This is a genomic window from Aphanothece hegewaldii CCALA 016, assembly GCF_003007785.1.
Lineage (GTDB): Bacteria > Cyanobacteriota > Cyanobacteriia > Cyanobacteriales > Microcystaceae > Chroococcus > Chroococcus hegewaldii.
Genome location: NZ_PXOH01000029.1, coordinates 1 through 24,933 on the forward strand (window position 1 = coordinate 1; position 24,933 = coordinate 24,933).

Below are 24,933 nucleotides of genomic sequence, written 5' to 3' on the forward strand. Positions count from 1 at the left end.
TAGATAATTTTCTAAATGTGCTTTTCTTCCCATTCCCACAGTCTATCAGATAAATGGGTTCTCTTTTACGGATTTGGTATCAAAAGAAGTCACCACACTGCTACAACAAGTCTGTGACAAAATTTTAGAACAAGAAGGGGGCGAGAGTAAGTCCGATCGCGCTAAACAAGCACAAGGTTTAAAATTATTAATCGAAGGATATCTTCAAAATGGCGATCGCATTCACCCTAACAATAATGCGACGTATTCGATGGAACAATTTAACTTTTCTAACTTGACAGAAGCCGCAAGTTATGCTAGACGGGGAAGTAATAGTGCAGTTCTCAAACGGTTAGAATACCATTGCTCTCATCCCTTATTACAAGATGGTAACGTATTAGTCGATATGCCTGGGATTGATGCACCGGTGAAAAAAGATGCAGAATTAACCTATCGAAAAATCGAAGATGCAGAAACATCGGCTGTAGTTTGTGTCTTGAAACCTGCTTCAGCCGGAGATATGACGACAGAAGAAACCGAATTGATGGAGAAAATGCGGGCTAATCCAAGTATACGAGATCGGGTTTTTTATGTCTTTAATCGCATCGATCAAACTTGGTACAATGCTCAACTGCGTCAACGCTTAGATAATCTTATACAAACACAATTTAGAGACAGTAACCGTATTTATAAAACCAGTGGGTTACTCGGATTTTATGGTAGTCAGATCAAACATCATACATCAGGACGCGATCGATATGGTTTAGATTCATTATTTGCCGAGAGTGTCAAAAGTTTAGGAGGAGAAGAAGAAACACCACAATTTGTCAGTGAATTTAATAATTATTGTGCCAATTCTAAGAAATTAACGCGAACTAATTTTCTAGTTACAGTGAATGGATATGACACACCCAACGAAAATTATACGCGAATTTTAAGTGAGTGGGGAACACCTCTAATTGATCAATTAATTACCGATAGTGGTATCGAAGATTTTCGCACTGCTATTACTCGTTATCTTACCGAAGAAAAACGCCCACAACTTTTTTCTAATTTAGCAGATGATTTACAACCGCTTTGTATTACTCTCAAAAAATATTATCTAGACAAATATCGAGAAATAGATAGTCAACCCCGTGAAATAGAAGCAATGAAGTTACAGGAGTTGATTAAACTAAGTCATGATTTACAAGAAGTTGGGCAAGAATTTAGTAAGCATATTGCAGAGGAAATTAATAAAATAACCGTCAATGCTGATTCACTTTTTGAAGAAGACTTCCAAAAACTCAAAGCAAAAATGGTGAGTCGCTTAGATGAATTGTTACAAACTTTTTCTGTAAAAAATGCTTATAGTCGTGCGACTTTCACTCATCCTCGTAATTCTACCGCACCACTTTTAGCCGTTTTAGTCGAAGCATTATATTATCTCGCTAATGAGTTAGAAGATGTTTTAGTAGAAGAGTCAAAAGCATTAGTAAACCGCTTCTGTCAGAGATTATTAGATCGAGTGCGTCAGTCAGATTATTATCGAAAATTATATCGTTTACTCGGTAATGATGGAGGCATAGAAACCCAACTTCAACAAATGGAAGAAAAGCTAAGTCATGCGCTTGTTTCTGAAGCTAAAACAGAATGCGATCGTTATGTTAGAGAAAGTCCGAGATTTTATGATGAGGGAACATTTTCTATCTATCAATTTCGTCAAACTTTACAACAAACATCTCAAGGATATGACTATGAGAGTATGATACAAGCTGAACCCGCAATCCGTCAATTACTAAAGTTAGATTTTGAACCAAAAGTATCAACAACTATCCGTAAGAACTTCCGACAAACGATTAATCAAACCCTAAAAACTCAGTTATTACCGATGACGGAAAAACAATCTGATGATATTTTACAGCAATACGATAAAGCTAGAGCATATCTTGAGCAAAATTTAGAACAAGAAGCAGCCGAAAAGATAGCAAAAAATGTTCGTCAACAAGGTGATATTAAGCAAAAAATCGAGCAATTCAATCAAGCTGTATCAGGAATTAATGCTTGTTTACAAGTGATGAAATTGTATGAACACCAATTACCTTTAATTGTCACTTCAGATTTTAGCATTCTTCCTTCATCAGTTGAAGTTAAAGAGGAAAAATTAGATCAAGGTGATGATGATGAAATAGATTATCTTAATTAATTTTTTCCTAGGGGTTTGGTTGCCAAACCCTCCTCAAACAATACTTATGTAAATCAATTAGGTCTATTAAACAATGGAAAATAATCAGTATCTATCAAATTTTTCTGATGATGATGTAGTGGAGTTTGAAGAAAATAACATTCGCAAATTAGGGAATATAAAATTATTACTAAAACATTTTTTTGAAAAAAAGGAATGGGCAGAACAAAGATTGAGAGAACATTTAGAAAGAAATAGTATAAACATTAAAGAAAAATTTACAATCCAAAATTCTAATGCTCAAGAAATTGAATGTTATAATTATTGGTTTGCTCAAGGTGTCGAATGTAGTATTTTACAATTGGGTAGTCAAAAATGGGTTAAGGGTAAAATCAAAATAAAGATAACTGTAGATTTTTATCCAGATGAAACGATAAAAAATTCTTCGCTTGAGTCACCGTCAATATTAGATGATCTTCGTCAGACGATTAATTAAATGATGATATTCTAACAGTGGTTTAAACCACTGTCTCAAAGCTTAAGTCGGTTAAAACCGACTAACTAAACAAAAAACTAATCAGTCCGTTTTAACGGACTTTCTATATTAGACAGTACTGTAATAATATTCTAACAGTGGTTTAAACCACTGTCTCAAAGCTTAAGTCGGTTAAAACCGACTACTAACTAAACAGAAAACTAATTAGTCCGTTTTAACGGACTTTCTATATTAGACAGGGAATTAATTCCCTGGCGTACTGTAACAATAGGAAAATCAATTATGTCTGAAAAGAAAATTTTGCTTAACCGTGATGATGTGGTTTCAATTAATAACTATGAAGATAAAATAATTCTTTCTCATGTGACTTTTCAAGTTAAAGAATTTGTCGAAGATTTAATGAAACAAATAGACAAAAGTGAGGAAAGACGAGAAAAATGGGGACAAAAAGGCGTAGAATGCGAAATACTTAGCCCGAATACAGGATGGAAGAAAGGGAAAATCAGAATAACCTTAGAATTTATTCCCGAAGAACCAGAATCTATTTTAGATGATATTCGTCAAACGATTAGCTAAACTATATGCAGAAAACACCGCGTATTCCTATACCCTATTCAGTGAGAGAATATGTTTATCAACGAGATAACTATCAATGTAAAAGCTGTGGCAAAACTCAAAAAGAGGTCATTATGAATATAGATCATATTATTCCTCTTGCTCTTGGGGGAAGTAACGATATTAGTAATCTACAAACATTATGTGTAAATTGTAATTCCAAGAAAAAACACTATCTCGATCCACGCTTTAAGCGTTACTTTTCAGATTAATCCAAAATAGCTTATAGTTTTACAAATGAACATAATTAGTAATTATGCTCAATAATAGATATTAAACTCATTTAGCGTATCTTAATTAAGAAATATCTTAAAAATCCTGACAATTTAGATTTTAGGGATTAAACTAGAAAAAGCAAAAGAGTATTAAATTATACTGTATCCATTCATAATAGACAGGACGAATAATGGTAGCTCCCTTAGATATTAATCCAGAAACCCGATCGGAAGCACAAGTAAGAGAAATTCAAGATGTAGCGATCGGTTTAGCCGCAAAAAACCTCAATCCGACGATTCTTAGTGTAGAATTCCTCAAATTTAGCGGAATTATTCCGAATGATTGGGAATTAAGCGCACAACCTGTCATGAACCCCAATTTTGCTCAAATTAACTTTCAAAATGGGGTAAGTATTGTCGCGCAACCTAGAACTATCACCTTTACGGCGATTTTAAATCATCCTAATCTAAAAGATCTCAAATTACCTGAACTGGTGAGCAATTTTATTGACAAATTGCCCCATGCAGAATATCAAGGAGTCGGGATCACCACAAGAAGTATCGTACCTTTTCCCAGTAGCCCTGATGCTGCTAGACAGTATATCACTAGAACTTTGCTTGCTCCTGGACTTTGGCAGGATTTTGGACTTTCCCCTGTACAAGCGGGTGTAAACTATTTGTATCAACTAGATCGCTGTCAGTTGAATATTAATATTAATGAAGCTAAGGTACAATTACCCGATCGACGTGCTATTCCTGCGGTTCTGTTTGCAGGCAGCTTTAACTATAGCATTGAAACCGAAAACGAAGCAGAAAGACTCTTACAACTTAAATCAGCCCTCAATCAATGGGATAATGATCTAGATACTTTCAGAGAACTTGTACATAAACGCTTTTTAGGACAACAAATGAGTGTTTTTCCTTCTCTGATGCCCCATTAAAGGAATTTTTATCACAAATGATCAAATTTTACGGAGGAACTCGCACAAGGGCAACGATCGTTCGATGGTATCTCGAAGAATTAGGATTGCCCTACGAGTATATATCTCTTGATTTGCAAGCAGAAGAGCATAGAAAACCTGAATTTTTAGCCATTAATCCGATGGGAAAAGTTCCCGCTTTAGAGGATGGTGACTATAAAATTTGGGAATCTGGCGCGATTTTGTTGTATTTAGCCGAAAAATATAGTAAAATACCAAGTAATGCCGAAATTAGTTCTACTTTGGCACAATGGGTCATATTTGCTAATGCAACTTTAGCATTAAGTATTTTTTTAGAAGATCGCCGCGAAAGAGAACTGCCAAAACTCTTACCCGCTCTCGATAAAATCCTACAACAAAAATCATTTTTATGTGAGGATAGGCTCACCGTAGCCGATATTGCTGTTGGCTCCTATTTGCACTATGGGCGACAAATGGCGACACTGGATCTAAGTGCTTATCCTGCGATCGTGTCATATCTTGAGCAGTTGAGTAAGAGCGAGGCTTTTCAAAAAGCTTTTAATAGTGATCCAGTTTGAAAACTGGGTATTATAGTTAGTGGGTTTGAAAACCAAACCCCTACAGAAAAACATCAAAAATCAACTATTTACGGTTAATTTATCGGTAACTCGTCTAAGGACACCATTAACAAATCGATAACCTTCTTCATCAGAATAACGTTTAGCGAGTTCTACAGCTTCGTTAATAGCGACTTTATGAGGGATATCTAAAAACATCATTTCTGAAACGGCAATTCTCAGAATATCTCGATCGATTTTAGCAAGTCGGTTTAATTGCCAATCGACTAAAGCTGATTCGATGATTTGTTCAATTTCTTTTTGTCGGCGATAAACCGTTCCGATGAGTTCTAGGGCATATCCTCTAACTTCATATTGACTCGAAAGTTGTAAGCGTTCTGGAAAATCAATCACAATAGCCAGACGATTAATCGCACTTTGAGTCAATTCTAACGCTTCTCTAACCATTGTTTGAGCGCTTTTTAGGTTAGTAGCGCGAGTATCACTACTAATTAATCGTTCATCGGCGTTGTGGACTTCACCAGAAGCGGTTTCTAGTGTTTCTCGAATTTCTGTGGTTAGAGTGCGAACTGCTGCTAAGACTAATTCATTTAGGTCAGTTTGTTCTAGTTTTTCAGGTTGGCTTTTTATTTGACTCAAGCCTAAAAGAGCTAATTCACGTGAAATCCGTCGAGGCTGTTGACGAGGAGGCATAATTAATAATAAATCAGGATTAAAATTATAGAGCTTTATTTAGCCTAATATTCAGGCTTTTTCATTGTGAGAGCGTTTTAGCATCATTTGTCATGATAACAGGAGCAAGGAAGTTAAACGATCGCGGTTGTCTCAACACATCACCAAAGATCAATCTTAGCCCTGAATCTATTGTAACGATTGAGAACGGGTTAAGTCGGGATAAGCAAGAGAGCGTCTTTAGCTTTTCTAAATTTTCTTTACTACCGCGATCCAAATCGATGATAAGCTGTTAGGTGGCAATTTTTACAATAACTTAAGATTTTCCCATATCAGGAAAATAGTACGCAAATCCCCTAAAAAGACACAAGCATGGTAGCTACAACAGAAACAAACGTCGGTAAAATTATTCAAGTCATCGGCCCTGTGGTTGATGCGGAATTCCCTAGCGGAAGTTTGCCCCGGATCTATAATGCACTAAAAGTTCGGGGAACCAATGCCGCCGGACAAGAAGTAACAAACACCTGCGAAGTTCAACAACTTCTAGGTGATAACCAAGTCCGCGCCGTCGCTATGAGTAGTACAGATGGATTAGTTCGTGGCATGGATGTTGTGGACACAGGCGCACCCATAAGCGTTCCCGTTGGCAAAGCTACATTAGGACGTATTTTCAACGTACTAGGTGAGCCTGTAGACGAAAAAGGCCCCGCTAATACTTCTGAAACCTCTCCCATTCACCGGGCGGCTCCCAAGCTGGTTGACTTAGAAACCAAGCCCAAAGTATTTGAAACTGGAATTAAAGTTATTGACTTATTAACTCCCTATCGTCAGGGTGGAAAAATTGGTCTGTTTGGCGGTGCAGGTGTTGGTAAAACCGTTATTATGATGGAATTAATCAACAACATCGCTATTAATCATGGTGGTGTATCTGTATTCGGTGGTGTGGGCGAACGCACCCGCGAAGGAAACGACCTTTATAATGAAATGATCGAATCGGGTGTAATTAACGCCGAAAACCCAGAAGAATCTAAAATTGCTCTGGTTTATGGTCAAATGAATGAACCCCCAGGAGCCAGAATGCGGGTTGGTTTATCAGCTTTGACGATGGCGGAATACTTCCGTGATGTCAACAAACAAGACGTACTTTTATTTATTGATAATATTTTCCGTTTCGTTCAAGCGGGTTCTGAAGTATCCGCACTACTCGGACGGATGCCCTCTGCGGTAGGATATCAGCCCACACTCGGAACTGATGTAGGGGATTTACAAGAACGCATTACCTCAACCAAAGAAGGCTCTATAACCTCGGTTCAAGCGGTTTATGTACCTGCGGATGACTTAACTGACCCCGCTCCCGCAACCACCTTCGCTCACCTCGACGGAACAACTGTATTGTCTCGTGGTTTGGCTTCTAAAGGGATTTATCCAGCAGTAGATCCATTAGATTCGACTAGCACCATGTTACAACCAAGTATCGTCGGTGATGACCACTACGGTACGGCTCGTGCAGTTCAGTCTACTCTACAACGTTACAAAGAACTTCAAGACATCATCGCCATTCTCGGTTTAGATGAATTATCAGAAGAAGACCGTCGTACTGTCGATCGCGCTCGTAAAATCGAACGTTTTCTATCTCAGCCCTTCTTCGTGGCAGAAGTCTTTACAGGTTCTCCAGGTAAATACGTCACCCTAGACGACACCATTCGCGGTTTTAATATGATCTTGGGTGGTGAACTCGATGATTTACCTGAACAAGCTTTCTACATGGTTGGTAATATCGACGAAGTAAAAGCCAAAGCTGAAAAACTCAAAGCTAAAGCCTAGATAGGTAATTATTACTGATGTACAGACGTGATCTATCGCGTCTGGTACAAATTTTTTTATTCATCAAATCAATTCAAAGCAATGACGCTAACAGTACGAGTAATTACGCCAGATAAAATCGTCTGGGATGCCGAAGCAGAAGAAATTATTCTGCCTAGCAGCACCGGACAACTCGGTATTTTAACGGGTCATGCTCCTTTGTTAACTGCTCTCAATATCGGTGTTCTCCGAGTTCGCCCAGGCAAAGACTGGCAGTCGATCGCCATAATGGGTGGTTTTGCTGAAGTCGAAAATAACGAGGTAAAAGTCCTCGTTAATGGTGCCGAAATGGGGAACAAAATTAACAAAGAAACAGCCCAACAAATATACAACCAAGCACAAACCGAACTTGACGAAGCCAATAAAGCTGGCGATCGCCGTAAAGTCCTCCAAGCTCAACAAGCCTGGAGAAAAGCTAGAGCGCGTTATCAAGCAGCCGGCGGTCTAGTCTAAAAGTCATCCCCAGTCACAATAGACACGAAACTTAGGGCAGAGATTGATCTGCCCTTTGGCTGTTATAAGCTTGCGTCTTTAGTTACTGCCGCTAAAATTGACTTCTGGGAATTTGGATTGAGCTTCAGCCATCGGGATACTCTTACTTTGATTACGGAGATCCTGCCAAAAGTTAATCACTTCTGTCGCTTGATTTAAAACCTCAATGCGATCATTTTCATTGATCCAGTGCTTGGCTTCCAATTCATCTTTTAGCTGTTGCCACGCATCATTACGAGGCCAGAAAAAGTAAGCCGTTAGCGGGCTAGTTCCCTTGCCCACAACTTGATCGACAGCGATCGCTACATTTTCATCTAACCAAAGTACCTTTAAAATAAACTTAGACTCCAATTCCCCCTCCAATCATACTCATCAATCAATAGTAAAAACTGTACAACACACCATTCTACCGCTTATTAGTCGAACCCACTAAACTGTATATTAACTATGACTCAAAAAATTGTCGGTATGCTCAGTAGTTATCAAGGGATTAGTGAACAGCGAGATTGGCTGTGGCGACAGACTCCTAACTCTTTTGGCATTTGGAACAATACTCAAGTCATCGCCTCTGCATCTAAACCCGATTTTCTCTTGATGTATCAATTTGATTTTCCGATTGGCAAGCCGAAAAAAAAACAATCCTTTTGGCAACAGTTACGCCAATTGCGAAAGCCGCCAGCTAAACCACCCGACGTATCCTCTCTATTGCGCGGTGTTCCTACTGAAAGAATTATATATCTCCTTAGAGAACCCCCTTTAGAAGAAGTTCTCCCCATCAATAAAGCCAACTACGAAGCCGCTAAACAATATTGTGGATATATTTCAGGTCCCGATCAATATGCGCCCATTCCTGACTATATGCCCGCTATTTGGTACGTTAATGCTTCTTTTAGAGAATTAAATGAAATGCCACCCCCAGAGAAAACTAAAAATTGTAGTTGGATCACATCGGGTATTTCTCGCACCGAAAGTCATCGTCAACGGTTAGCCTTCCTGAAACTATTACGAGACAATCATTTTGATTTTGACCTCTATGGACGCGGTTTACCCGATTGGGCAAACGGATACGGTACATTAAATAATAAATGGTGTGGCATGGCTCCCTATTATTACAACATTGCGATCGAAAACTACGCCGAAAACGATTTATATGTTAGCGAAAAGCTGTGGGATTCTTTGTTATCTTGGTGTTTACCGATTTATTATGGTGGAGGAGCCGCCGAAAAATTATTACCGCCTGGAAGTTATCTAAAATTACCGAGTCTTGATGAAAAAGGATTTGCTTATCTTAAAGAAGTTACTTCTAATTTAGACGCTTGGCATCAAGCGAGAAATGCGATCGCTGAAGCAAGACAAATTATCCTACACAAGTTAAACTTACTGGCATGGTTATCTAATTTTATCGAAAAAGCCTTTTAAATCTCATGGATGGAATCTGCACACTGGCTAATGATCGGGTTCTTAATCAACTCATTGCTTTACTAAATAGTATTGAAGTAATTTTAGGAAAAGATACTCCCGTTTGCGTCTATCCTTACGATGATAATACTGAACTTCTTACCGCAGAAATAGCGAAACGTCCCAACGTACAACTCTATGATGACCAAGAATCAATAGAACGATGGGATAATTTTGCTCTCTGTGCTTGGGATACTCATCCAACCGCCCGCCAAATTTGGAAAAAAGCCGGAAGTGAGGGTTATCATCGCTTTGGCACACATCGGCGTTATTGTGCTTTTGATGGGCCTTTTGAGCGGTTTATCTATATGGATGGCGATACCGTAGCAATGGGGCCAATGAATGATATTTTTAAGTTATTAGATCAATATGATTGTATTACTTATGATTTTCAGTATAAAGATCCGACTCATGTTTATGATCTAGCTTCACCAAAATTATTAAAAGTTTTTTCTCAAGAACGCATACAATCTGAGATTTTTTGTTCTGGCTTTTATGGGTCGAAAAAAGATTTATTTACTGAAGAAAAACGCAATTGGTTAATTGAACAACTCAAAAATGGTGAAGCAGAAATTCTTTATCCGATGGCACCAGATCAAACACTCATCAATTACATGATGATGAAATCAGGTTTTTCAATTTATAACTTTGCTCATCATCTATCTTCTGAGCAACGGACAGGTTGTTGTGTGACTTCACCTCATTTCACAGCTAAAGACCAGATTTTATACGATAAGGGAAATCGTTTAACTTATCTTCACTATATCGGTCTATCTTCGAGTTTATTTAACCGAGTTTGTGCGGGTGAAAATATTGATTTTACATACAGAGATATTTTTTTACACTATCGTTATCTATCGGAACCTGAAAACCGTCCCCAGTTTAAATCAATTGCCAAACCTGCTCAAACTCCTACCTTAAAACAAAAAATCTTAGCCAAATTAGGCTTAAAGTGAACACAGGAACAAAAGCTTAATAACTATAGACATTTAGTACATACCGACTTAAGTAAATGTTCATACGATTGCCCTTTTCCTGCTTTGATACCGTTCACTAGCATAAAATGGCATTAATGATCATTGATGATTGACCATGATTCAGTTTCATATACAGGCTGATAGTGATATACCCGCGTCAAAACAACTTTTTGACCAAATTCGTTTTGCGATCGCCTCATGCCAATATCCACCAGGACATCGTTTACCCAGCACCCGACAACTGGCGATGATTACGGGATTACATCGTAATACGATTAGTAAAGTCTATCAACAACTCGAAGATGATGGACTCGTCGAGTCTGTTGCAGGTTCTGGTATTTATGTCAAGGCTCAAGCAAATAAAAGTAACTCTCAATTCGGCTCACCTTTATTACAACAATTTCCCGAAGCGAGTCAATTTATCCAACAAAGTTTAGATCATCTTTTAACTCAAGGTTTAACTCTTTCTCAAGTCAAAGAATTACTCATCTCTGAAATAGATTGGCGATTACGTTGTAGTGCTAAAGTATTAGTAACGATTCCCACAGTTGATTTAGGCGCGGGTCAATTGATGGTTAAAGAATTAGAGCAAACATTAGGTATTTCAGTCGAACTCGTGCCAATGGAAGATTTAGCTAAAGTGTTAGCACAAACTAACTCTGCAACTGTCGTTACGAGTCGTTATTTTGTCATTCCGGCTGAAGCGATCGCCGCCCCTTATGCAAGTCGAGTGATCGCTGTGGATATTTATGATTACGAAAAAGAATTAAGCGTCGTCAAAAAACTTCCGAAAGAGAGTCGTTTAGGAGTAGTGAGTTTAAGTCGAGGCATTTTAAGTGTTGCAGAAATTCTTATTCATAGTTTGCGAGGCGATGATATTTTAGTGGTTACAGCCCATATTAGTGATACTGAAAAACTTAAAACCTTAATTCGCACTTCACAACTAATTATTAGCGATCAAGCGAGTTATATTATTATTAAACGTTTACTCATCGATAATAGAGACGAGATCATTCGCACACCTGAAATTATTTGTAGTAAAAATTATATCGGAGAAAAATCACTAGAATTACTCAGACGTGAGTTAGGTTTAGGAAATGAAAAAAAATAGCCAAACTTAAAAAAAACTTCACAAATCTTGATATTTTTTAGAAGAAATACTTCTATGACTGTGTGTAGTATTTCAATAGAGATCATTTGTGAATCGTGTAAATATAATATGTCTTGCGTGCGTTCTAAGAAAACCCTTGGGAGTGAGCGAAATAAGAGCAAAAACCGTTTAACAGCGATCGTTTTACCGTTTTTATTAACTCTAGTGAGTTGTTCAGGAACAGAAAAACGTATTTATGAGCAAAATGTTACCGCCGATACAGACACGTTAGAAATTTGGTGGGATAAGGGTTTTACTCTCGAAGAAGACGAAGCCTTACAAAAACTCGTCAAAGATTGGGAAAAGCAAAGCGGTAAAACAATTAAACTGTCTTTTTATACAACAGATGAACTGTCTCAAAAAGTAGAACGAGAGTTAAAAGCGGGGGAGCTTCCCGATATTATCGCTATGTTTAAAAGCGAAAAATCATTAACTTCCCGTTTAGCGTGGGATGGAAAACTAGCAGATGTCTCCGATGTTATTCTACCTAATCAAAAAAATTATGAAGAATTAGCCCTAAAATCAGTTAATTTTTATAACAATGTCGAGAAAAAAAGAAGTTATTATGCGCTGCCAATTCATCAAGCAACAATACACGTTTATTACTGGAAAGGTGTTTTAAACAAAATTGGCTATAAAGAAAAAGATATCCCCAAAGATTGGGAGAATTTCTGGAATTTTTGGGGAAAAGCACAAAATGAGTTAAAAACCAAGGAAAATATCAATATTTACGGACTAGGTTTACCTTTATCTGTAGAAGCGGGGGACACATACCAAACTTTTGAACAATTATTAGAAGCCTATGATATTAAAATTTTAGACGACAAAGGACAGTTACAAATTGATAATCCTCAAGTTCGTCAAGGGATAATTAAAATACTAACTTGGTATAGTCAAACCTATCAAAAAGGTTATTTTTCCCCTCAAGCATTACACTGGCTTAATCCTGATAATAACCGAAGTATGCTCAATAGAGAAGTTTTAATGACCACTAATGATACTCTTTCTATTGCCACAGCAGTTAGAACCGATCAAGAAACATATCAAAATAAATTAGGACTTTTAGAACTACCTAATAAACCGAATGGACAACCAATGCGTTATTTAGCTACAGTACAACAAGTCATTTTATTTGCTGATTCTGAACATCAAAAAGAAGCCAAAAATTTTCTATCTTATTTAATTGAACCAGAAACGATCGACACTTATCTAAAAGCATCGGGCGGTCGTCATTCTCCAGTGTTAAAATCAGTTTGGAAAGATCCCTTTTGGACAAACCCGAAAGATCCCCATGTTTCCCGTGCCAGCCATACTTTTAAAACTCAACCGACTCGATTATTTTATACATTTGATAATCCAGCTTATAGTATGGTACTAAAAGAAAATGTCTGGGGCAAAGCTCTTTCTAGAGTAATTGTCGAAAAAGTTCCACCTGAACAGGCAGCCGATGAAGCAATTGTGAGAATTAAAGAAATATTTGAAGAATGGCAATGAACTTCTGGCAACAGAATTTAACCACAAAGGTAGCAGGAGCATTTTTATTTTTATCATTGTTAACCCTTGGTGTAGTTGGTGGTGTGGCTTTTTTACGAGCTAGAGAAGCCTTAAAACAAGCTGCATTTGATCGTTTGCGAGTAACTGCTACTCTAAAAGAAGAAGAAATTACCCGATGGTTTGAAGATCAAAAAGAAGATTTTTTATTGCTGACTAAGTTTCCTGATATACAAAATAATTTTCAAATAATATTGAGTCATTCTCCATCAGATCCCGTTTACCAAAAAGCAGATCAATTACTAGAAAAATACATTAAAGATGTTGTCGCCATCAAATTACCTTTTAAAGAAGTATGTATTTTAGATCGCAGTAACCGTATTATTCTTTCTACCAACTCACAACGAGAAGGAAATTATGAAATTTTAGCTAATGTGACTTATATTGATCAAATTAAGGCGAATGAGCCTTTTACTCCTATTTTTCATGTTTCTTCAGTTACGGGGAAACCCTCAGTTACTTTATCGACTCCAATTCGTAATAAAAAAGGTCTTCGTATTGGTCTAATACTGGCTAATCTTAGCTTAGATCGCATTGATCAAATAGTCCGAGAAAGCACAGGTTTAGGGCAAAGTGGCGAAACCTATTTAGTTGGATCTATTGTGACAAAAAATACGTTGATTTCAATGGATCAATTAAACAATATGGATGGGTTTCCTAATGGTGTAAGTAGTCTTGGGATCGATGCAGCCATACAAGGGATCAATGGTTCGGGTTTGTATCGCAATTATGCAGATATTCCAGTTTTGGGGGTGTATCGATGGCTAAAATATCAAGATTTGGCGTTGTTGGTAGAAATGGAACAAAATGAAGCTTTTGCACCTGCACGTCGTCTCGCTACAACTATCGTTTTAGTCGGTTTGGTGTCTGTAGCAACTCTGATGATGGGGGTTTACTGGTTATCGCGTCAGTTAACTTTGTCTCGTGAACAACTCGAAAATTATAGCCATGAACTTGAAGCACAAGCACAAGTTTTGCAACAAGAAATAGAAGATCGCATTGCGGCTGAATCTGCTCAAGCTAAGTCAGAAGCGGAGTTACGGGCTTTATTTTCAGCGATGACAGAATTGATTTTTGTTTTGGATGCTCAAGGAAAATATCTCAAAATTGCACCAACAAATAATCAAACTCTCATTCAATCAACTGATTTAATTTTAGGAAAAACGCTACATGAAGTTTTTTCACCTGAACAGGCTAATCTTTTTTTAAGTTATATTCAAACGGCTTTAGAGACTAAACAAACTACTCATTTTGAATATAGTTTATCACTGAATCGTCAACAGACTTGGTTTGATTGTAGTATTTCACCAATTTCTATTTACTCGGTTATGGCTGTGGTTCGAGATATTACAAAACGAAAACAAGTCGAAGAAGCGATGCAACAAGCGCTCAAAACAGCCGAAAAAGCCAACCTAGCTAAAAGTGAATTTCTGGCTAATATGAGTCATGAATTGAGAACGCCTCTTAATGCAATTCTTGGTTTTACACAAGTGATGAATCGTGATTTGGTTCGCAATCCTTTATTATTATTACAAAGTCATGAGGAAACTTTAGAAATTATTGGGCGGAGTGGTGAACATCTTTTAGCTTTAATTAATGATGTTTTATCGATGGCAAAAATAGAATCGGGAAAAATTACGCTTCAAGAAAGTAGTTTTGATTTTCACTATTTGCTAAAAACTCTAGAAGAAATGTTACATCTTAAAGCGATTTCTAAAGGATTACAACTTCGATTTGAGATAAATTCAAATATTCCACAATATATTTATACGGATGAAAGTAAGCTGCGTCAAGTTTTAATTAATTTGTTGGGAAATGCAATTAAATTCACTTTTGTAGGACAAGTTATTTTAAGAGTTAATTCTAACCAAGAAGAAAGACTTATTTTTGAGGTAGAAGATACGGGGACTGGTATTGCCGCTAAAGATATAGAAAGTATTTTTGAAGCTTTTATTCAAACTGAAAATGAACAACATTCTAATCAAGGGACAGGCTTAGGATTACCGATTAGTCGTCAGTTTGTTAATTTGATGGGTGGCGAAATAACCGTTCATAGTGTGTTAGGTAAAGGTAGTGTATTTCGCTTTGATATTCCTTTAAAAGTAGCTGATAGTATTAATAATAATCAGCAAAAAATTTATCAAAAAGTGATGGGTTTAGCACCAAATCAGCCTCAATATCGTATTCTAATTGTTGAGGATAAATGGGAAAATAGGCAACTTTTACGGCGTATTTTAGAACCCCTTGGCTTTGAAATTCAAGAAGCAGAAAATGGACAACAGGGTATAGAAATATGGAAAAATTGGCAGCCTCATTTAATATGGATGGATATGAGAATGCCTGTGATGGATGGTTATGAAGCGACTCAACGCATTAAACAAACAACGATGGGTCAGGCTACTGTTATTATTGCATTAACGGCTAGTGCATTTGAAGAAAAGCGATCGCTTGTTTTATCCGCCGGTTGTGATGATTTTGTGAGTAAACCTTTTCAAACAGCAGAAATTTTTGAAAAGATGGCTAAATATCTTGGAATTGAATATATTTTTGCTCAAAATTCCACGACTATTCTATCTGATTCTATTTCAAATAGTGATTTAACAATACAATATCTTAATTCAATGCCGTCAGAATGGCTTGAACAACTCTATCATGTCGCAAGTCAAGCGGATGAAAATAAAATTTTAATGCTTTTACAACAAATTCCTCCCTCTGAAGTCACTCTTTATCAAACTCTGACTACACTTGTCGAAAATCTTCAGTTTGAACAAATTATGGAGAAAGTACAAGCTACTTTGGGATAAAATATTACAATGTTTCTCATATGGGTTGTTTTTTTAAATAAAATGTTACTAACTCAACCAATTGATAAATCTAGTTTTAAAATTTTGGTTGTCGATGATACGATCGATAGTCTTCGTCTGATTGCGAATATGCTTACCGAACAAGGTTATAATGTTCGTAAAGTATTAAATGGTCAAATGGCTTTAACGGCTGCTCAATCAGCACCACCCGATCTAATTTTACTAGATATTAATATGCCTCAAATTAATGGCTATGAGGTGTGTCAACAACTTAAAGCTAATGCGTTGACGGTTGATATTCCAGTGATTTTTATTAGTGCTTTAGATGAAGTATTAGATAAGGTGAAAGCGTTTGCGGTAGGTGGAATTGATTATATTACTAAGCCGTTTCAGTTTGAAGAAGTGATCGCTAGAGTCGAAAATCAATTGACAATCCGTTTTTTGCAACAACAATTAGAAGAACAAACCCAAAAAGCAATTTCTACGGAAGAAAAATATCATCGTTTTTTTCAATATTCTGATGTTGGAATTTTTGTAGTTTCATCTCAGGGTGTCTATCAAAGTATTAATTCATATTTAGCTAAACTCTATGGTTATGATTCTCCTGAAAAAATGATGACGGTTTTAATTAGCCCTGAAAATAATCTTTATGTTAAATCAAATCGTTGGGATGAAATCTTAAAGCTTTTAAAAACTCAAGAAAAAATTTCTAATTTAGAATCCCAGATTTATCGTGCTGATGGTTCAATCATTACGGTTTCTGAATCAATATGGCTGGCCAAAGGTTCACAAACTAACTTACCTTATTATGAAGGTATCGTTATTCCAATTAATCAAATATAAAAATATGTTATTTTACCAAAAGCCAACAAAAGGTTATAATGGTTTGCTTTGCTTAATCAAGCCTTAACCTGCGGGTAGTGTTTTTAAGATTAAAAAAATTCTTGAGAAAAGTTTGTAATAAGTAAAAAAAACGTTATTCTAGAAACAATGTAACATTTTCAAAAACATATTGCTACTTTTAAGGCTAATTGACACAACGCTCAATTAGTGATCACGTCCAAAAAATGTTTAATTCGTTAAGTATCGCCAAGCTAATCAATGGAAATCGTCGCCAATTTTTCAAATGGGGACTTGTTACAGGGGTAGGGATAGCTGGTACAGCAGTCGGACTTAAGGCTTTACAACCGACTCAACGCAAGATAGTACCTATTCCCGAAATTCCCGACACGACCAAAATTGAATCTATTGGAATTAATCCTCTCGCTTTTGCGCGTCATTTCGATTACGGTAAGATTATCGAGGAAAATGGGCGTAAAATCCGAGAATTTAGGGTTGAAGCACGAACAACCCCCGTGAAACTGAATGAAGCTGTCACTTTTATTACTTGGAACCTTAACGGACAAGTTCCGGGGCCAACTTTTAGGGCGACAGAAGGCGATCGCATCCGTGTAATTTTCTATAATAAAGCGGGCGGACACTCTCACTCTTTGCATTTTCATGGCATCCATGAGGCAAATATGGATGGAGTACGTCCTGTACGCAATGGCGCGGTTTTTATCTACGAATTTGATGCAATTCCCTTTGGCGTTCATTTGTATCACTGTCATATTGCACCCGTCACACGCCATATTAGTAAGGGTCTTTATGGAATGTTTATTATCGATCCAAAAGAACCTAGACCCCCTGCTGATGAGATGGTTTTAATCATGGCAGGATATGACGTGAATGATGATTATAAAAATGAACTCTATGCGTTTAATGGGTTGCCAGATTATTATATGCACCATCCGATCCCCGTTTGGAAAAATGAACTAATCCGGCTGTATGTTTTAAATATGATTGAATTCGACCCCGTAGCGACGTTCCATGTTCACGCCAATATGTTTCAAGTTTACCGCACAGGACGCACTTTAAACCCTACAGAAGAAACCGATGTGATTACGATGGGGACAGCCGAACGACATATTTTAGAATTGAGCTATCCCTATACTGGTAAGTTTATGTTCCACCCGCATCAAGATCTTATTGCCGAGGAAGGATGTATGGGATATTTTGACGTTCGAGAAAAAACAACAAGTTAAAGAAAAAATAAAACTTTAGTTTGTTGAAAATTATTGTCAAAAGCTTAGGGTATATTTTAGGATATACTATTTGTCTTATTGAAAAAATTTATAACTTTGAATGCCATGATTTATCTAAAATCTTTACCTTCTATGTGTGCAATGATTACTGTAACCAGTATGATGACCCTCGCTGGTTGTAGTAACAATTCTACCCCCACGACTTCAGCATCACCGAATACAGCATCACCAACGGCGACGAGTTCTCCAACAAGTATGGATCATTCGATGCACGGTGACAAAAAGATTAATATTAATAGCGCGATTTTATCTGAGCTAGATAAGCTAGAGGCTAAACTAGGAGTTCCCGCACTATCAAATAAAATCCAAGCCAGTCGCCCTTATGGTAATACAGAGGAACTGGTTTCTAAAAATGTGATTACCCAAGAGCAGTACGATCAAGTCAAAGACATGGTAACGATCGAAGATATTGTGCTAACTGGGGAAGCTAAAGATGTTGATTTTATGACCAAACTGGGTTTAATGAAAGGTCATATGATCGTAGCGAAAGAACTTTTAGATTTAAAGAAACCTGATCAAGCGGAACCTCATATCGGACACCCAGTAGAAGAAATTTATGCTGATGTGGAAGATCAATTAAGCGAACGCAACGTACCCGAATTTAAAGGAAGCTTGATCGCGCTACAAGATTTGGTGAAAGCAGGTGCAAAAGACGCGACAAAAGTCAATACCGAATTTAAAGGATCGATCGCCAGCATTCAAACCGCGATCGCAGCATTACCCGAATCTCAGCGTCAGTCACCGACTTTTGTTTTACAAGTCATTAACGGTCTTTTGGAAACCGCTAACGCCGAATATACCGCCGCTATTGCCGATGGTAAAATTTCTCAAATCATTGAATATCAAGACTCGCGGGGTTTTGTTATGTACGCCCAAGACTTGTATAAAGCGATCGCGCCCCAAATGGAAAAAGAACACGCCGAAGCCAATCAAGCAATTACAGCAACCATGACAGAACTTAGTAAAGCTTGGCCAGAAGTTGTTCCACCCGCAGCCCCCGTCAAAACTCCCGATGAAGTATCACAATTAGTTAAGAAAATTGAGCAAACCAGCCAAAGTGTGATTATGCCTCCGTCTTAGAATCCTCTCAACTGCTTGTACAGACGTGCTATAGCGCGTCTCTACGTCATTTTAATTCCTAAACCTTTTAAAAACATGAATTGGAGTTCCGCGTTACCCACTTTTGTCATTACCTTACGAGAAGGCGTAGAAGCTGCCCTCGTTGTGGGAATTGTTCTCGCTTATCTCAAGAAATCTGGTCGTAGTCAGCTTAATATCTGGGTTTGGACGGCGGTAGGAACTGCAATAGCTGCGAGTGCGATGATTGGTGTACTTTTAACACAGTTAATGTATGCCCTGCAAGCTGCTAACCAAACCTATGCCCCCGTCGTTGAACCTCTTTTAGAGGCTATTTTTAGCGTTTTAGCGATTATTTTACTGAGTTGGATGCTTATTTGGATGACAAAACAAAGTCGGCATCTAAAAGGGCAAATTGAAGGGGCAGTTAATCAATCTTTACAAGATAGAAATCGTTCTAAATGGGGGATTTTCAGTCTAATTTTTATTGCGGTACTTAGAGAAGGATTTGAAACGGTTCTCTTTATTACAGCTAAATTAAGCGAAAGTATCCCTAGTGCATTAGGTGCATTGGGTGGACTCATCACCGCTACAGGTGTTGGTGTAGCTCTCTTTAAATGGGGAATTCGCATCGATTTGCGCCGTTTTTTCCAAATTATGGGGATTATCTTGCTCTTTATCGTAGCGGGTTTAGTGGTGACTGCTTTGGGCTTATTTGACTCGGCAATGACCACACTATCGCAGATTGATCGCAACTCTGAAAGTATTTGTTTTTTCTATGAACGCTTTACAAAAGTGCATTCTTGTGTATTGGGTCCGATGGTCTGGAATTTAGAAAAAGTCTTACCAGCAGATCGATTTCCTGGGTTTCTTTTGAGTAGTTTATTAGGATATACCGATCGTTTGTATCTCGTTCAGGCTGTATCTTATATAGCTTTTCTAGCAGGTGCTTGGGGTCTTTATTCTCGCACATTAGGAGGACGTTCGGCCACAAGAGCGAAGGAAGTGGCCAAAAGTCGTTAGTCTTAGGAAACTTTTAAAACGAGGCGATAGCGGGGACTACCATGACGGAGTTTATCGATCGCTTCGTTCACCTGAGAAATGGGAAACAGTTCTGTAATCGGTTCTACACCATGACGGGCGGCAAATTCCAGCATTTTACTGACGGTTGCGGGACTACCTAACGGACTCCCTGAAATCGATTTTTGACCTGCAATCATTGGGAACACATGAAATGATAGGGGGTTTGGGGCAACACCAACAATATGCAAACGACCTTTAGGGCGCAGTGTAGCCAAATAATCAGCCCAGGGAAGATCCGCGCTAACCGTAGAAAGAATCATATCTAAAGAATTTGCGATCGCTTTGAGGGCTTCGGGATCACGGGAATTGACAAAATGAGTCGCGCCTAATTCTTTTGCTTCAGCTTCTTTATCAGGGCTACCAGAGAAGGCCGTGACTTCACATCCCCAAGCTTTGAGGAAGCGTAACGCCATGTGACCTAAACCACCAATTCCAATGACACCCACATGATCGGTCGGTTTAATATTAAATTGTACGATCGGATTAAAAACCGTAATTCCACCACAAAATAAGGGGCCAGCTTTAGCAGGATCAACACCATCATTTAGAGGCGTTGTCCAACTGTGATGGGCGCGAACTCGATCCGCAAAACCCCCATGACGACCAACAATTGTACCTTCTGCGGTCAAACAAAGGTTATGATCTCCAGACATACACCATTCACAACCCATACAGGAACGAGAATACCAACCTAAACCGACGCGCTGTCCGATTTGTCGGTCTTTGACGTGATCGCCAATAGCTGCGATCGTTCCTACCACTTCATGTCCTGGTATAAAAGGATACTGAGTCATGCCCCATTCATTATCTAGCATACTCAGATCGCTATGACAGATGCCGCAGTATTCGACTTGAATTTCTACGTCTTCATCTCCTAACTGTCCAGGATCATACTCATAAGGGGTTAACTCGCCCCCAGGTTCAGAGGCTGCGTAGGCTCGAATCATACTTTAAATCCTTATAGCTCGTAGTGACTCTCAAAGCAATAGTAATCTATTTTCTATAAAATGATACTAATTTAATATTTTTTTCTGTAATTCTTTAAATTTTCCTGAAATAAGAGATTGATCTTAAAATTATTTTAAGATCTAAATCGCTCTATTAAACAATATGATTCAAGAGTGGCAACCTAATAATCCTTTACCCAATGCAGAAAAAGCTATAATTGACGCTCGTAAATTTGAGCAATACTCCATGAATCCTAATAATCCAAATAATCAAGGAAAATGGATAGCTTTTGCTACGATTGGTTATGAGGTAAGGAATGCTAATGGTCGTTATTCAGCCGCACAGGATATAATTAATCAATTACGTTTTCAACTTAGTAACATACCAGCTATTCTCGATGAATCGAGTATCTACGGTATTCGTTTTGAAGTACAAGTTGTAATTATTGGGGCGAATGGTCGTCGAGGAATTCTAGTTACCAAATGGCAAATAGATAATAATACAGATATTCCCAAACTTACAACTAACTGGCTAAAAGTTGCACAATCAGAGGCTAAATAAATGAAAGCAAACTTATATGATGGTATAGTCACTCTTGTCGATATCTATGTTCACACAAATCAACAGATTATTCCCCAAGGAACCAAAGGAGCGATCGTAGAATGTTATCATAATCCAGAAGGTTACTCAGTAGATTTAGCTATTCCTGATGAGCGATGGGTAGGAGGATTTGATTACGAAAACGTTATTCTAACTCCTGAAGAGTTTACAATAATCAATCCTGTGAATGTTTCATCCGTCTAATTTTGCTTGTGATGAATACTGTTTTAAAACTTCTTTAAGATATTTTCCTGTATAAGATTTAGAATTTTTAGCGACGGTTTCGGGTGTACCAACTGCTACCAGTTCTCCTCCTTTATCGCCTCCTTCTGGCCCTAAGTCAATCACCCAATCTGAACAGCGAATCACATCTAAGTTATGTTCAATAACAATAATTGAATTTCCTTTATCGACGAGACGCTGTAAGACATTTAATAAATGATGCACATCATAAAAAGATAATCCCGTTGTTGGTTCATCGATTAAATATAATGTTTTTCCAGTTGGACGACGCGATAACTCCGCAGCGAGTTTAACCCGTTGTGCTTCTCCTCCTGATAATGTTGGCGCACTTTGTCCTAATTTACAATAACCTAAACCAACATCAAACAAAGTTTGTAAGCGATTAACTGCTTTAGGAATATTCTGAAAAACGTCTAAAGCTTCCTCTACTGTCATGTCTAAAACATCTGCAATAGAGTAATTTTTATACTTAACTTGTAAGGTTTCTCGGTTATATCTTGCACCTTTACAAACTTCGCATTGTACATAAACATCTGGTAAAAAATTCATTTCAATAACATTAACACCTTGTCCGCTACACGCTTCGCATCGTCCCCCTTTTACATTAAAAGAAAAACGCCCCGCTTGATATCCTCTTGCTTTTGCTTCAACGGTTTGTGTGAATATTTCTCGTATAATATCGAATACTCCTGTATAAGTTGCGGGGTTAGAACGAGGTGTTCTTCCAATAGGAGATTGATCGATAATAATAACTTTATCAATGGCATCTAATCCTTTAATTTTAGCCAATTTTTTTGGAAAGGGAACTTGTCGCGTTAAATGATGTTGTAATGAAGGATAAAGTAATTCATTGATTAATGTAGATTTTCCTGAACCAGAAACACCAGTAATACTGACGAGTTTTCCTAGAGGAATTTCAACATTAATATTTTTTAAATTATTCTCGTGGCAATTTTCTAAAATTAATGAAGACCCATTCCCATCTCTTCTTTGACTAGGGGTTTCAATAAGTTGTCTACCCGATAAATAAGCTCCCGTTAATGATGCTTCTGCTTTGAGTAAAGTTGCCAAGTTTCCTTGACAGATAATTTCACCGCCATGTATTCCCGCTTTTGGTCCAATATCGACTAAATAATCAGCAGCGCGAATCGTTTCTTCGTCGTGTTCGACAACGATTAAAGTATTTCCTATATCCCGAAGTTTTTTCAGTGTTTCTAATAGCTTGCCATTATCTCTTTGATGTAGTCCGATACTCGGTTCATCTAATACATAAAGAACACCCGTTAAACCTGCTCCAATCTGGGTAGCAAGGCGTATTCGCTGTGATTCTCCTCCAGATAAGGTCATGGCGGCACGATCTAAAGTAAGATAATCTAAGCCAACATCAATAAGAAATTGTAATCTTGCTTTAATTTCTTTGATGGCTAATTCACCGATTACAGCTTGTCTAGGTGTTAGGTTTAAATGATTACTTTTTTCTAAACAATCTCGAATTGGAACACTCGATAAGTCTGTAATTCTATATTGTCCTAAACGAACGGCTAAAGATTCGGGTTTTAGTCGTTTTCCTTGGCAAACTTCACAGGGTTGATTGACGATATATTTTTCCAGTTTTTGTTTAATTATTTCTGAATTACTTTCCTGATAACTTCTATCTAAAATGTTTAAAATGCCAACAAATTTTTTATGATAGCCTTTGCCTGAATTATAGCGAGAGTCATCCTCAAAGTAAATCGGTTCATCACTCCCATAAAGTAAGATATGTTGTTGCTCTTTGGTTAAGATTTTCCAAGGGGTTTGTAATTCAAATCCATAGGCTTGACTCACACTATACAACAGTGATAAATAATAAGAATTGTCTTTATCTGACCAAGGTGCGATCGCTGCATAAACCGGTTGTGATGGATCGGGGACAACTAATTCGGCTGAAAACGCTTTAAATGTTCCTAAACCGTGACAATTTGGACAAGCACCATAGGGCGAGTTAAAGGAAAATAAACGAGGTGATAATTCTTCCATCACTGCGCCATGTTCGGGACAAGCAAAGTTTTCTGAAAAAACAATTTCTTTAGCTTGACTTTTTTCGCCTTCTGTGCTATGTTCTTCGGGTAAAATATCAATAATCGCTAATCCGTTGGACTGTTTTAAACAGGTGCTAAGTGAATCGACTAATCTTTCTTGAATGCCTTCTTTTTTAATCAGTCGATCGATGACAATTTCAATATGATGATTTTGTTTTTTTTCCAGTTCAATAGAATCAGTTAATTCTCGGACTTCTCCATTAATTCGGACTCTAGCGAAACCTTGGGACGCTAAACTAGATAGTAATTGTTTATGGGTTCCTTTTTTTCCCCTGACAACGGGTGAAAGAATTTGAAAACGAGTTCGATCAGGAAGTTCTAAAATACGATCGCACATTTCATCAATGGTTTGGGGGGCAATATTGCGATCGCAGATGGGGCAATGAGGTTCTCCCGCTCGACCAAATAATAAGCGAAAATAGTCGTAAATTTCTGTAACCGTCCCTACTGTTGAACGGGGGTTATGTGAGGTAGATTTTTGATCGATCGAAATAGCTGGACTTAACCCCTCTATTGCATCCACATCGGGTTTATCCAACTGTCCTAAAAACTGTCTCGCATAAGCACTCAGAGACTCAACATAGCGTCTTTGTCCCTCAGCAAAAATGGTATCAAATGCAAGAGAAGATTTACCCGAACCAGATACCCCAGTAAATACGATCAGTCGATCTCTAGGTAATTCTAGATCAATATTTTTGAGATTGTGTTGTCTTGCGCCGCGAATCCGAATCGAGTTGCTGTTAGACATGAGTACACAGCTTAATAGTCCTTAATCATCATAGCGTTGTTTTTTTCTACTTTG

General features: G+C 37.7%; 22 protein-coding genes and 2 pseudogenes. 20 read left to right on the top strand and 4 right to left on the bottom strand.

The genetic code is table 11. From position 1 onward, the window contains the following. Positions 1-73 precede the first annotated feature (73 nt). The 6 genes from C7H19_RS19610 (at position 74) to C7H19_RS19635 (ending at position 4,988) form a co-directional block, all read left to right on the top strand. A complete protein-coding gene (locus tag C7H19_RS19610) occupies positions 74-2,164 on the top strand; it encodes a dynamin-like GTPase family protein (RefSeq protein WP_245927655.1) in 2,091 nt (696 codons plus the stop codon). Positions 2,165-2,237: 73 nt separating this feature from the next. Then, a complete protein-coding gene (locus C7H19_RS19615) occupies positions 2,238-2,639 on the top strand; it encodes a KGK domain-containing protein (protein ID WP_106458620.1) in 402 nt (133 codons plus the stop codon). A gap of 282 nt (positions 2,640-2,921) precedes the next feature. Beyond that, the gene (locus tag C7H19_RS19620) at positions 2,922-3,215 is read left to right on the top strand and encodes a KGK domain-containing protein (protein WP_106458621.1); all 294 of its coding nucleotides are present in this window, start codon (positions 2,922-2,924) and stop codon (positions 3,213-3,215) included. A gap of 5 nt (positions 3,216-3,220) precedes the next feature. Beyond that, positions 3,221-3,466: an HNH endonuclease gene (locus tag C7H19_RS19625; RefSeq protein ID WP_106458622.1), complete on the top strand. Its 246-nt coding sequence runs from the start codon at positions 3,221-3,223 to the stop codon at positions 3,464-3,466. 194 nt (positions 3,467-3,660) lie between these two features. Then, positions 3,661-4,410: a hypothetical protein gene (locus C7H19_RS19630; RefSeq protein WP_106458623.1), complete on the top strand. Its 750-nt coding sequence runs from the start codon at positions 3,661-3,663 to the stop codon at positions 4,408-4,410. A gap of 17 nt (positions 4,411-4,427) precedes the next feature. Further along, a complete protein-coding gene (locus C7H19_RS19635; protein ID WP_106458624.1) occupies positions 4,428-4,988 on the top strand; it encodes a glutathione S-transferase family protein in 561 nt (186 codons plus the stop codon). Between the two features lie 60 nt (positions 4,989-5,048). Here C7H19_RS19635 and nusB read toward each other — a convergent pair whose 3' ends face one another. Continuing rightward, the gene (nusB, locus tag C7H19_RS19640; RefSeq protein WP_106458625.1) at positions 5,049-5,681 is read right to left on the bottom strand and encodes a transcription antitermination factor NusB; all 633 of its coding nucleotides are present in this window, start codon (positions 5,679-5,681) and stop codon (positions 5,049-5,051) included. Positions 5,682-6,032: 351 nt separating this feature from the next. On the opposite strand from nusB, the gene atpD reads away from it, so the two are divergent. Then, the gene (gene atpD, locus C7H19_RS19645; RefSeq protein WP_106458626.1) at positions 6,033-7,484 is read left to right on the top strand and encodes a F0F1 ATP synthase subunit beta; all 1,452 of its coding nucleotides are present in this window, start codon (positions 6,033-6,035) and stop codon (positions 7,482-7,484) included. 81 nt (positions 7,485-7,565) lie between these two features. Next, positions 7,566-7,976 (top strand): ATP synthase F1 subunit epsilon, encoded by a 411-nt coding sequence (atpC, locus tag C7H19_RS19650; RefSeq protein ID WP_106458670.1) that lies wholly within the window; start codon positions 7,566-7,568, stop codon positions 7,974-7,976. A gap of 78 nt (positions 7,977-8,054) precedes the next feature. Here atpC and C7H19_RS19655 read toward each other — a convergent pair whose 3' ends face one another. Further along, complete coding sequence (locus C7H19_RS19655; RefSeq protein WP_106458671.1) at positions 8,055-8,366, bottom strand: 30S ribosomal protein PSRP-3; 312 nt, start codon at positions 8,364-8,366, stop codon at positions 8,055-8,057. A gap of 96 nt (positions 8,367-8,462) precedes the next feature. On the opposite strand from C7H19_RS19655, the gene C7H19_RS19660 reads away from it, so the two are divergent. The 10 genes and pseudogenes from C7H19_RS19660 (at position 8,463) to C7H19_RS19700 (ending at position 20,199) form a co-directional block, all read left to right on the top strand. Continuing rightward, entirely contained in the window at positions 8,463-9,434 is a 972-nt protein-coding gene (locus tag C7H19_RS19660; protein ID WP_106458627.1) for a glycosyltransferase family 10 domain-containing protein, read from the top strand. A 5-nt stretch (positions 9,435-9,439) separates the two neighbouring features. Beyond that, positions 9,440-10,429, top strand: coding sequence for an Npun_R2821/Npun_R2822 family protein (locus C7H19_RS19665; RefSeq protein WP_106458628.1), 990 nt, complete (start codon positions 9,440-9,442; stop codon positions 10,427-10,429). A 136-nt stretch (positions 10,430-10,565) separates the two neighbouring features. Further along, a complete protein-coding gene (locus C7H19_RS19670) occupies positions 10,566-11,561 on the top strand; it encodes a GntR family transcriptional regulator (RefSeq protein ID WP_106458629.1) in 996 nt (331 codons plus the stop codon). A 108-nt stretch (positions 11,562-11,669) separates the two neighbouring features. Next, entirely contained in the window at positions 11,670-13,094 is a 1,425-nt protein-coding gene (locus tag C7H19_RS19675; RefSeq protein WP_106458630.1) for an ABC transporter substrate-binding protein, read from the top strand. Further along, positions 13,091-15,955, top strand: a complete 2,865-nt coding sequence (locus C7H19_RS25885) for an ATP-binding protein (protein ID WP_181280680.1) — start codon at positions 13,091-13,093, stop codon at positions 15,953-15,955. Before C7H19_RS19675 ends, C7H19_RS25885 begins: the two co-directional genes overlap by 4 nt. Before the next feature lie 42 nt (positions 15,956-15,997). Further along, positions 15,998-16,447 (top strand): annotated as a pseudogene (locus C7H19_RS26895) (response regulator); the annotation flags it as partial. Between the two features lie 3 nt (positions 16,448-16,450). Further along, positions 16,451-16,798, top strand: a pseudogene (locus tag C7H19_RS26900) (PAS domain S-box protein); the annotation flags it as partial. Positions 16,799-17,022: 224 nt separating this feature from the next. Continuing rightward, the gene (locus C7H19_RS19690) at positions 17,023-18,039 is read left to right on the top strand and encodes a multicopper oxidase domain-containing protein (RefSeq protein WP_106458631.1); all 1,017 of its coding nucleotides are present in this window, start codon (positions 17,023-17,025) and stop codon (positions 18,037-18,039) included. Positions 18,040-18,144: 105 nt separating this feature from the next. After that, on the top strand, positions 18,145-19,179 hold the full coding sequence (locus tag C7H19_RS19695; protein WP_219907693.1) for a ComEA family DNA-binding protein: 1,035 nt from the start codon (positions 18,145-18,147) through the stop codon (positions 19,177-19,179). Positions 19,180-19,254: 75 nt separating this feature from the next. Beyond that, positions 19,255-20,199: an FTR1 family iron permease gene (locus C7H19_RS19700; RefSeq protein ID WP_106458632.1), complete on the top strand. Its 945-nt coding sequence runs from the start codon at positions 19,255-19,257 to the stop codon at positions 20,197-20,199. 2 nt (positions 20,200-20,201) lie between these two features. Here C7H19_RS19700 and ahr read toward each other — a convergent pair whose 3' ends face one another. After that, entirely contained in the window at positions 20,202-21,206 is a 1,005-nt protein-coding gene (gene ahr / locus C7H19_RS19705; protein WP_106458633.1) for an NADPH-dependent aldehyde reductase Ahr, read from the bottom strand. 163 nt (positions 21,207-21,369) lie between these two features. On the opposite strand from ahr, the gene C7H19_RS19710 reads away from it, so the two are divergent. Beyond that, a complete protein-coding gene (locus C7H19_RS19710; RefSeq protein WP_106458634.1) occupies positions 21,370-21,768 on the top strand; it encodes a DUF6883 domain-containing protein in 399 nt (132 codons plus the stop codon). After that, a complete protein-coding gene (locus tag C7H19_RS19715) occupies positions 21,769-22,011 on the top strand; it encodes a hypothetical protein (RefSeq protein ID WP_106458635.1) in 243 nt (80 codons plus the stop codon). Here C7H19_RS19715 and uvrA read toward each other — a convergent pair. After that, complete coding sequence (gene uvrA, locus C7H19_RS19720; RefSeq protein WP_106458636.1) at positions 22,000-24,879, bottom strand: excinuclease ABC subunit UvrA; 2,880 nt, start codon at positions 24,877-24,879, stop codon at positions 22,000-22,002. The two genes, C7H19_RS19715 and uvrA, sit on opposite strands and share 12 nt — an antisense overlap. Positions 24,880-24,933: the final 54 nt, after the last annotated feature.

Bases quoted from the DNA above. Each gene is read 5' to 3' on its own strand.
- C7H19_RS19630 (WP_106458623.1), top strand. From the start codon at position 3,661: ATGGTAGCTCCCTTAGATATTAATCCAGAAACCCGATCGGAAGCACAA.
- atpD (WP_106458626.1), top strand. From the start codon at position 6,033: ATGGTAGCTACAACAGAAACAAACGTCGGTAAAATTATTCAAGTCATC.
- ahr (WP_106458633.1), bottom strand. From the start codon at position 21,206: ATGATTCGAGCCTACGCAGCCTCTGAACCTGGGGGCGAGTTAACCCCT.
- C7H19_RS19625 (WP_106458622.1), top strand. From the start codon at position 3,221: ATGCAGAAAACACCGCGTATTCCTATACCCTATTCAGTGAGAGAATAT.
- C7H19_RS19635 (WP_106458624.1), top strand. From the start codon at position 4,428: ATGATCAAATTTTACGGAGGAACTCGCACAAGGGCAACGATCGTTCGA.
- nusB (WP_106458625.1), bottom strand. From the start codon at position 5,681: ATGCCTCCTCGTCAACAGCCTCGACGGATTTCACGTGAATTAGCTCTT.
- uvrA (WP_106458636.1), bottom strand. From the start codon at position 24,879: ATGTCTAACAGCAACTCGATTCGGATTCGCGGCGCAAGACAACACAAT.
- C7H19_RS19715 (WP_106458635.1), top strand. From the start codon at position 21,769: ATGAAAGCAAACTTATATGATGGTATAGTCACTCTTGTCGATATCTAT.
- C7H19_RS19665 (WP_106458628.1), top strand. From the start codon at position 9,440: ATGGATGGAATCTGCACACTGGCTAATGATCGGGTTCTTAATCAACTC.
- C7H19_RS19700 (WP_106458632.1), top strand. From the start codon at position 19,255: ATGAATTGGAGTTCCGCGTTACCCACTTTTGTCATTACCTTACGAGAA.
- C7H19_RS19675 (WP_106458630.1), top strand. From the start codon at position 11,670: ATGTCTTGCGTGCGTTCTAAGAAAACCCTTGGGAGTGAGCGAAATAAG.
- C7H19_RS19690 (WP_106458631.1), top strand. From the start codon at position 17,023: ATGTTTAATTCGTTAAGTATCGCCAAGCTAATCAATGGAAATCGTCGC.
- C7H19_RS19695 (WP_219907693.1), top strand. From the start codon at position 18,145: ATGATTTATCTAAAATCTTTACCTTCTATGTGTGCAATGATTACTGTA.
- C7H19_RS19620 (WP_106458621.1), top strand. From the start codon at position 2,922: ATGTCTGAAAAGAAAATTTTGCTTAACCGTGATGATGTGGTTTCAATT.
- C7H19_RS19670 (WP_106458629.1), top strand. From the start codon at position 10,566: ATGATTCAGTTTCATATACAGGCTGATAGTGATATACCCGCGTCAAAA.
- C7H19_RS25885 (WP_181280680.1), top strand. From the start codon at position 13,091: ATGAACTTCTGGCAACAGAATTTAACCACAAAGGTAGCAGGAGCATTT.
- C7H19_RS19710 (WP_106458634.1), top strand. From the start codon at position 21,370: ATGATTCAAGAGTGGCAACCTAATAATCCTTTACCCAATGCAGAAAAA.
- C7H19_RS19615 (WP_106458620.1), top strand. From the start codon at position 2,238: ATGGAAAATAATCAGTATCTATCAAATTTTTCTGATGATGATGTAGTG.
- C7H19_RS19660 (WP_106458627.1), top strand. From the start codon at position 8,463: ATGACTCAAAAAATTGTCGGTATGCTCAGTAGTTATCAAGGGATTAGT.
- atpC (WP_106458670.1), top strand. From the start codon at position 7,566: ATGACGCTAACAGTACGAGTAATTACGCCAGATAAAATCGTCTGGGAT.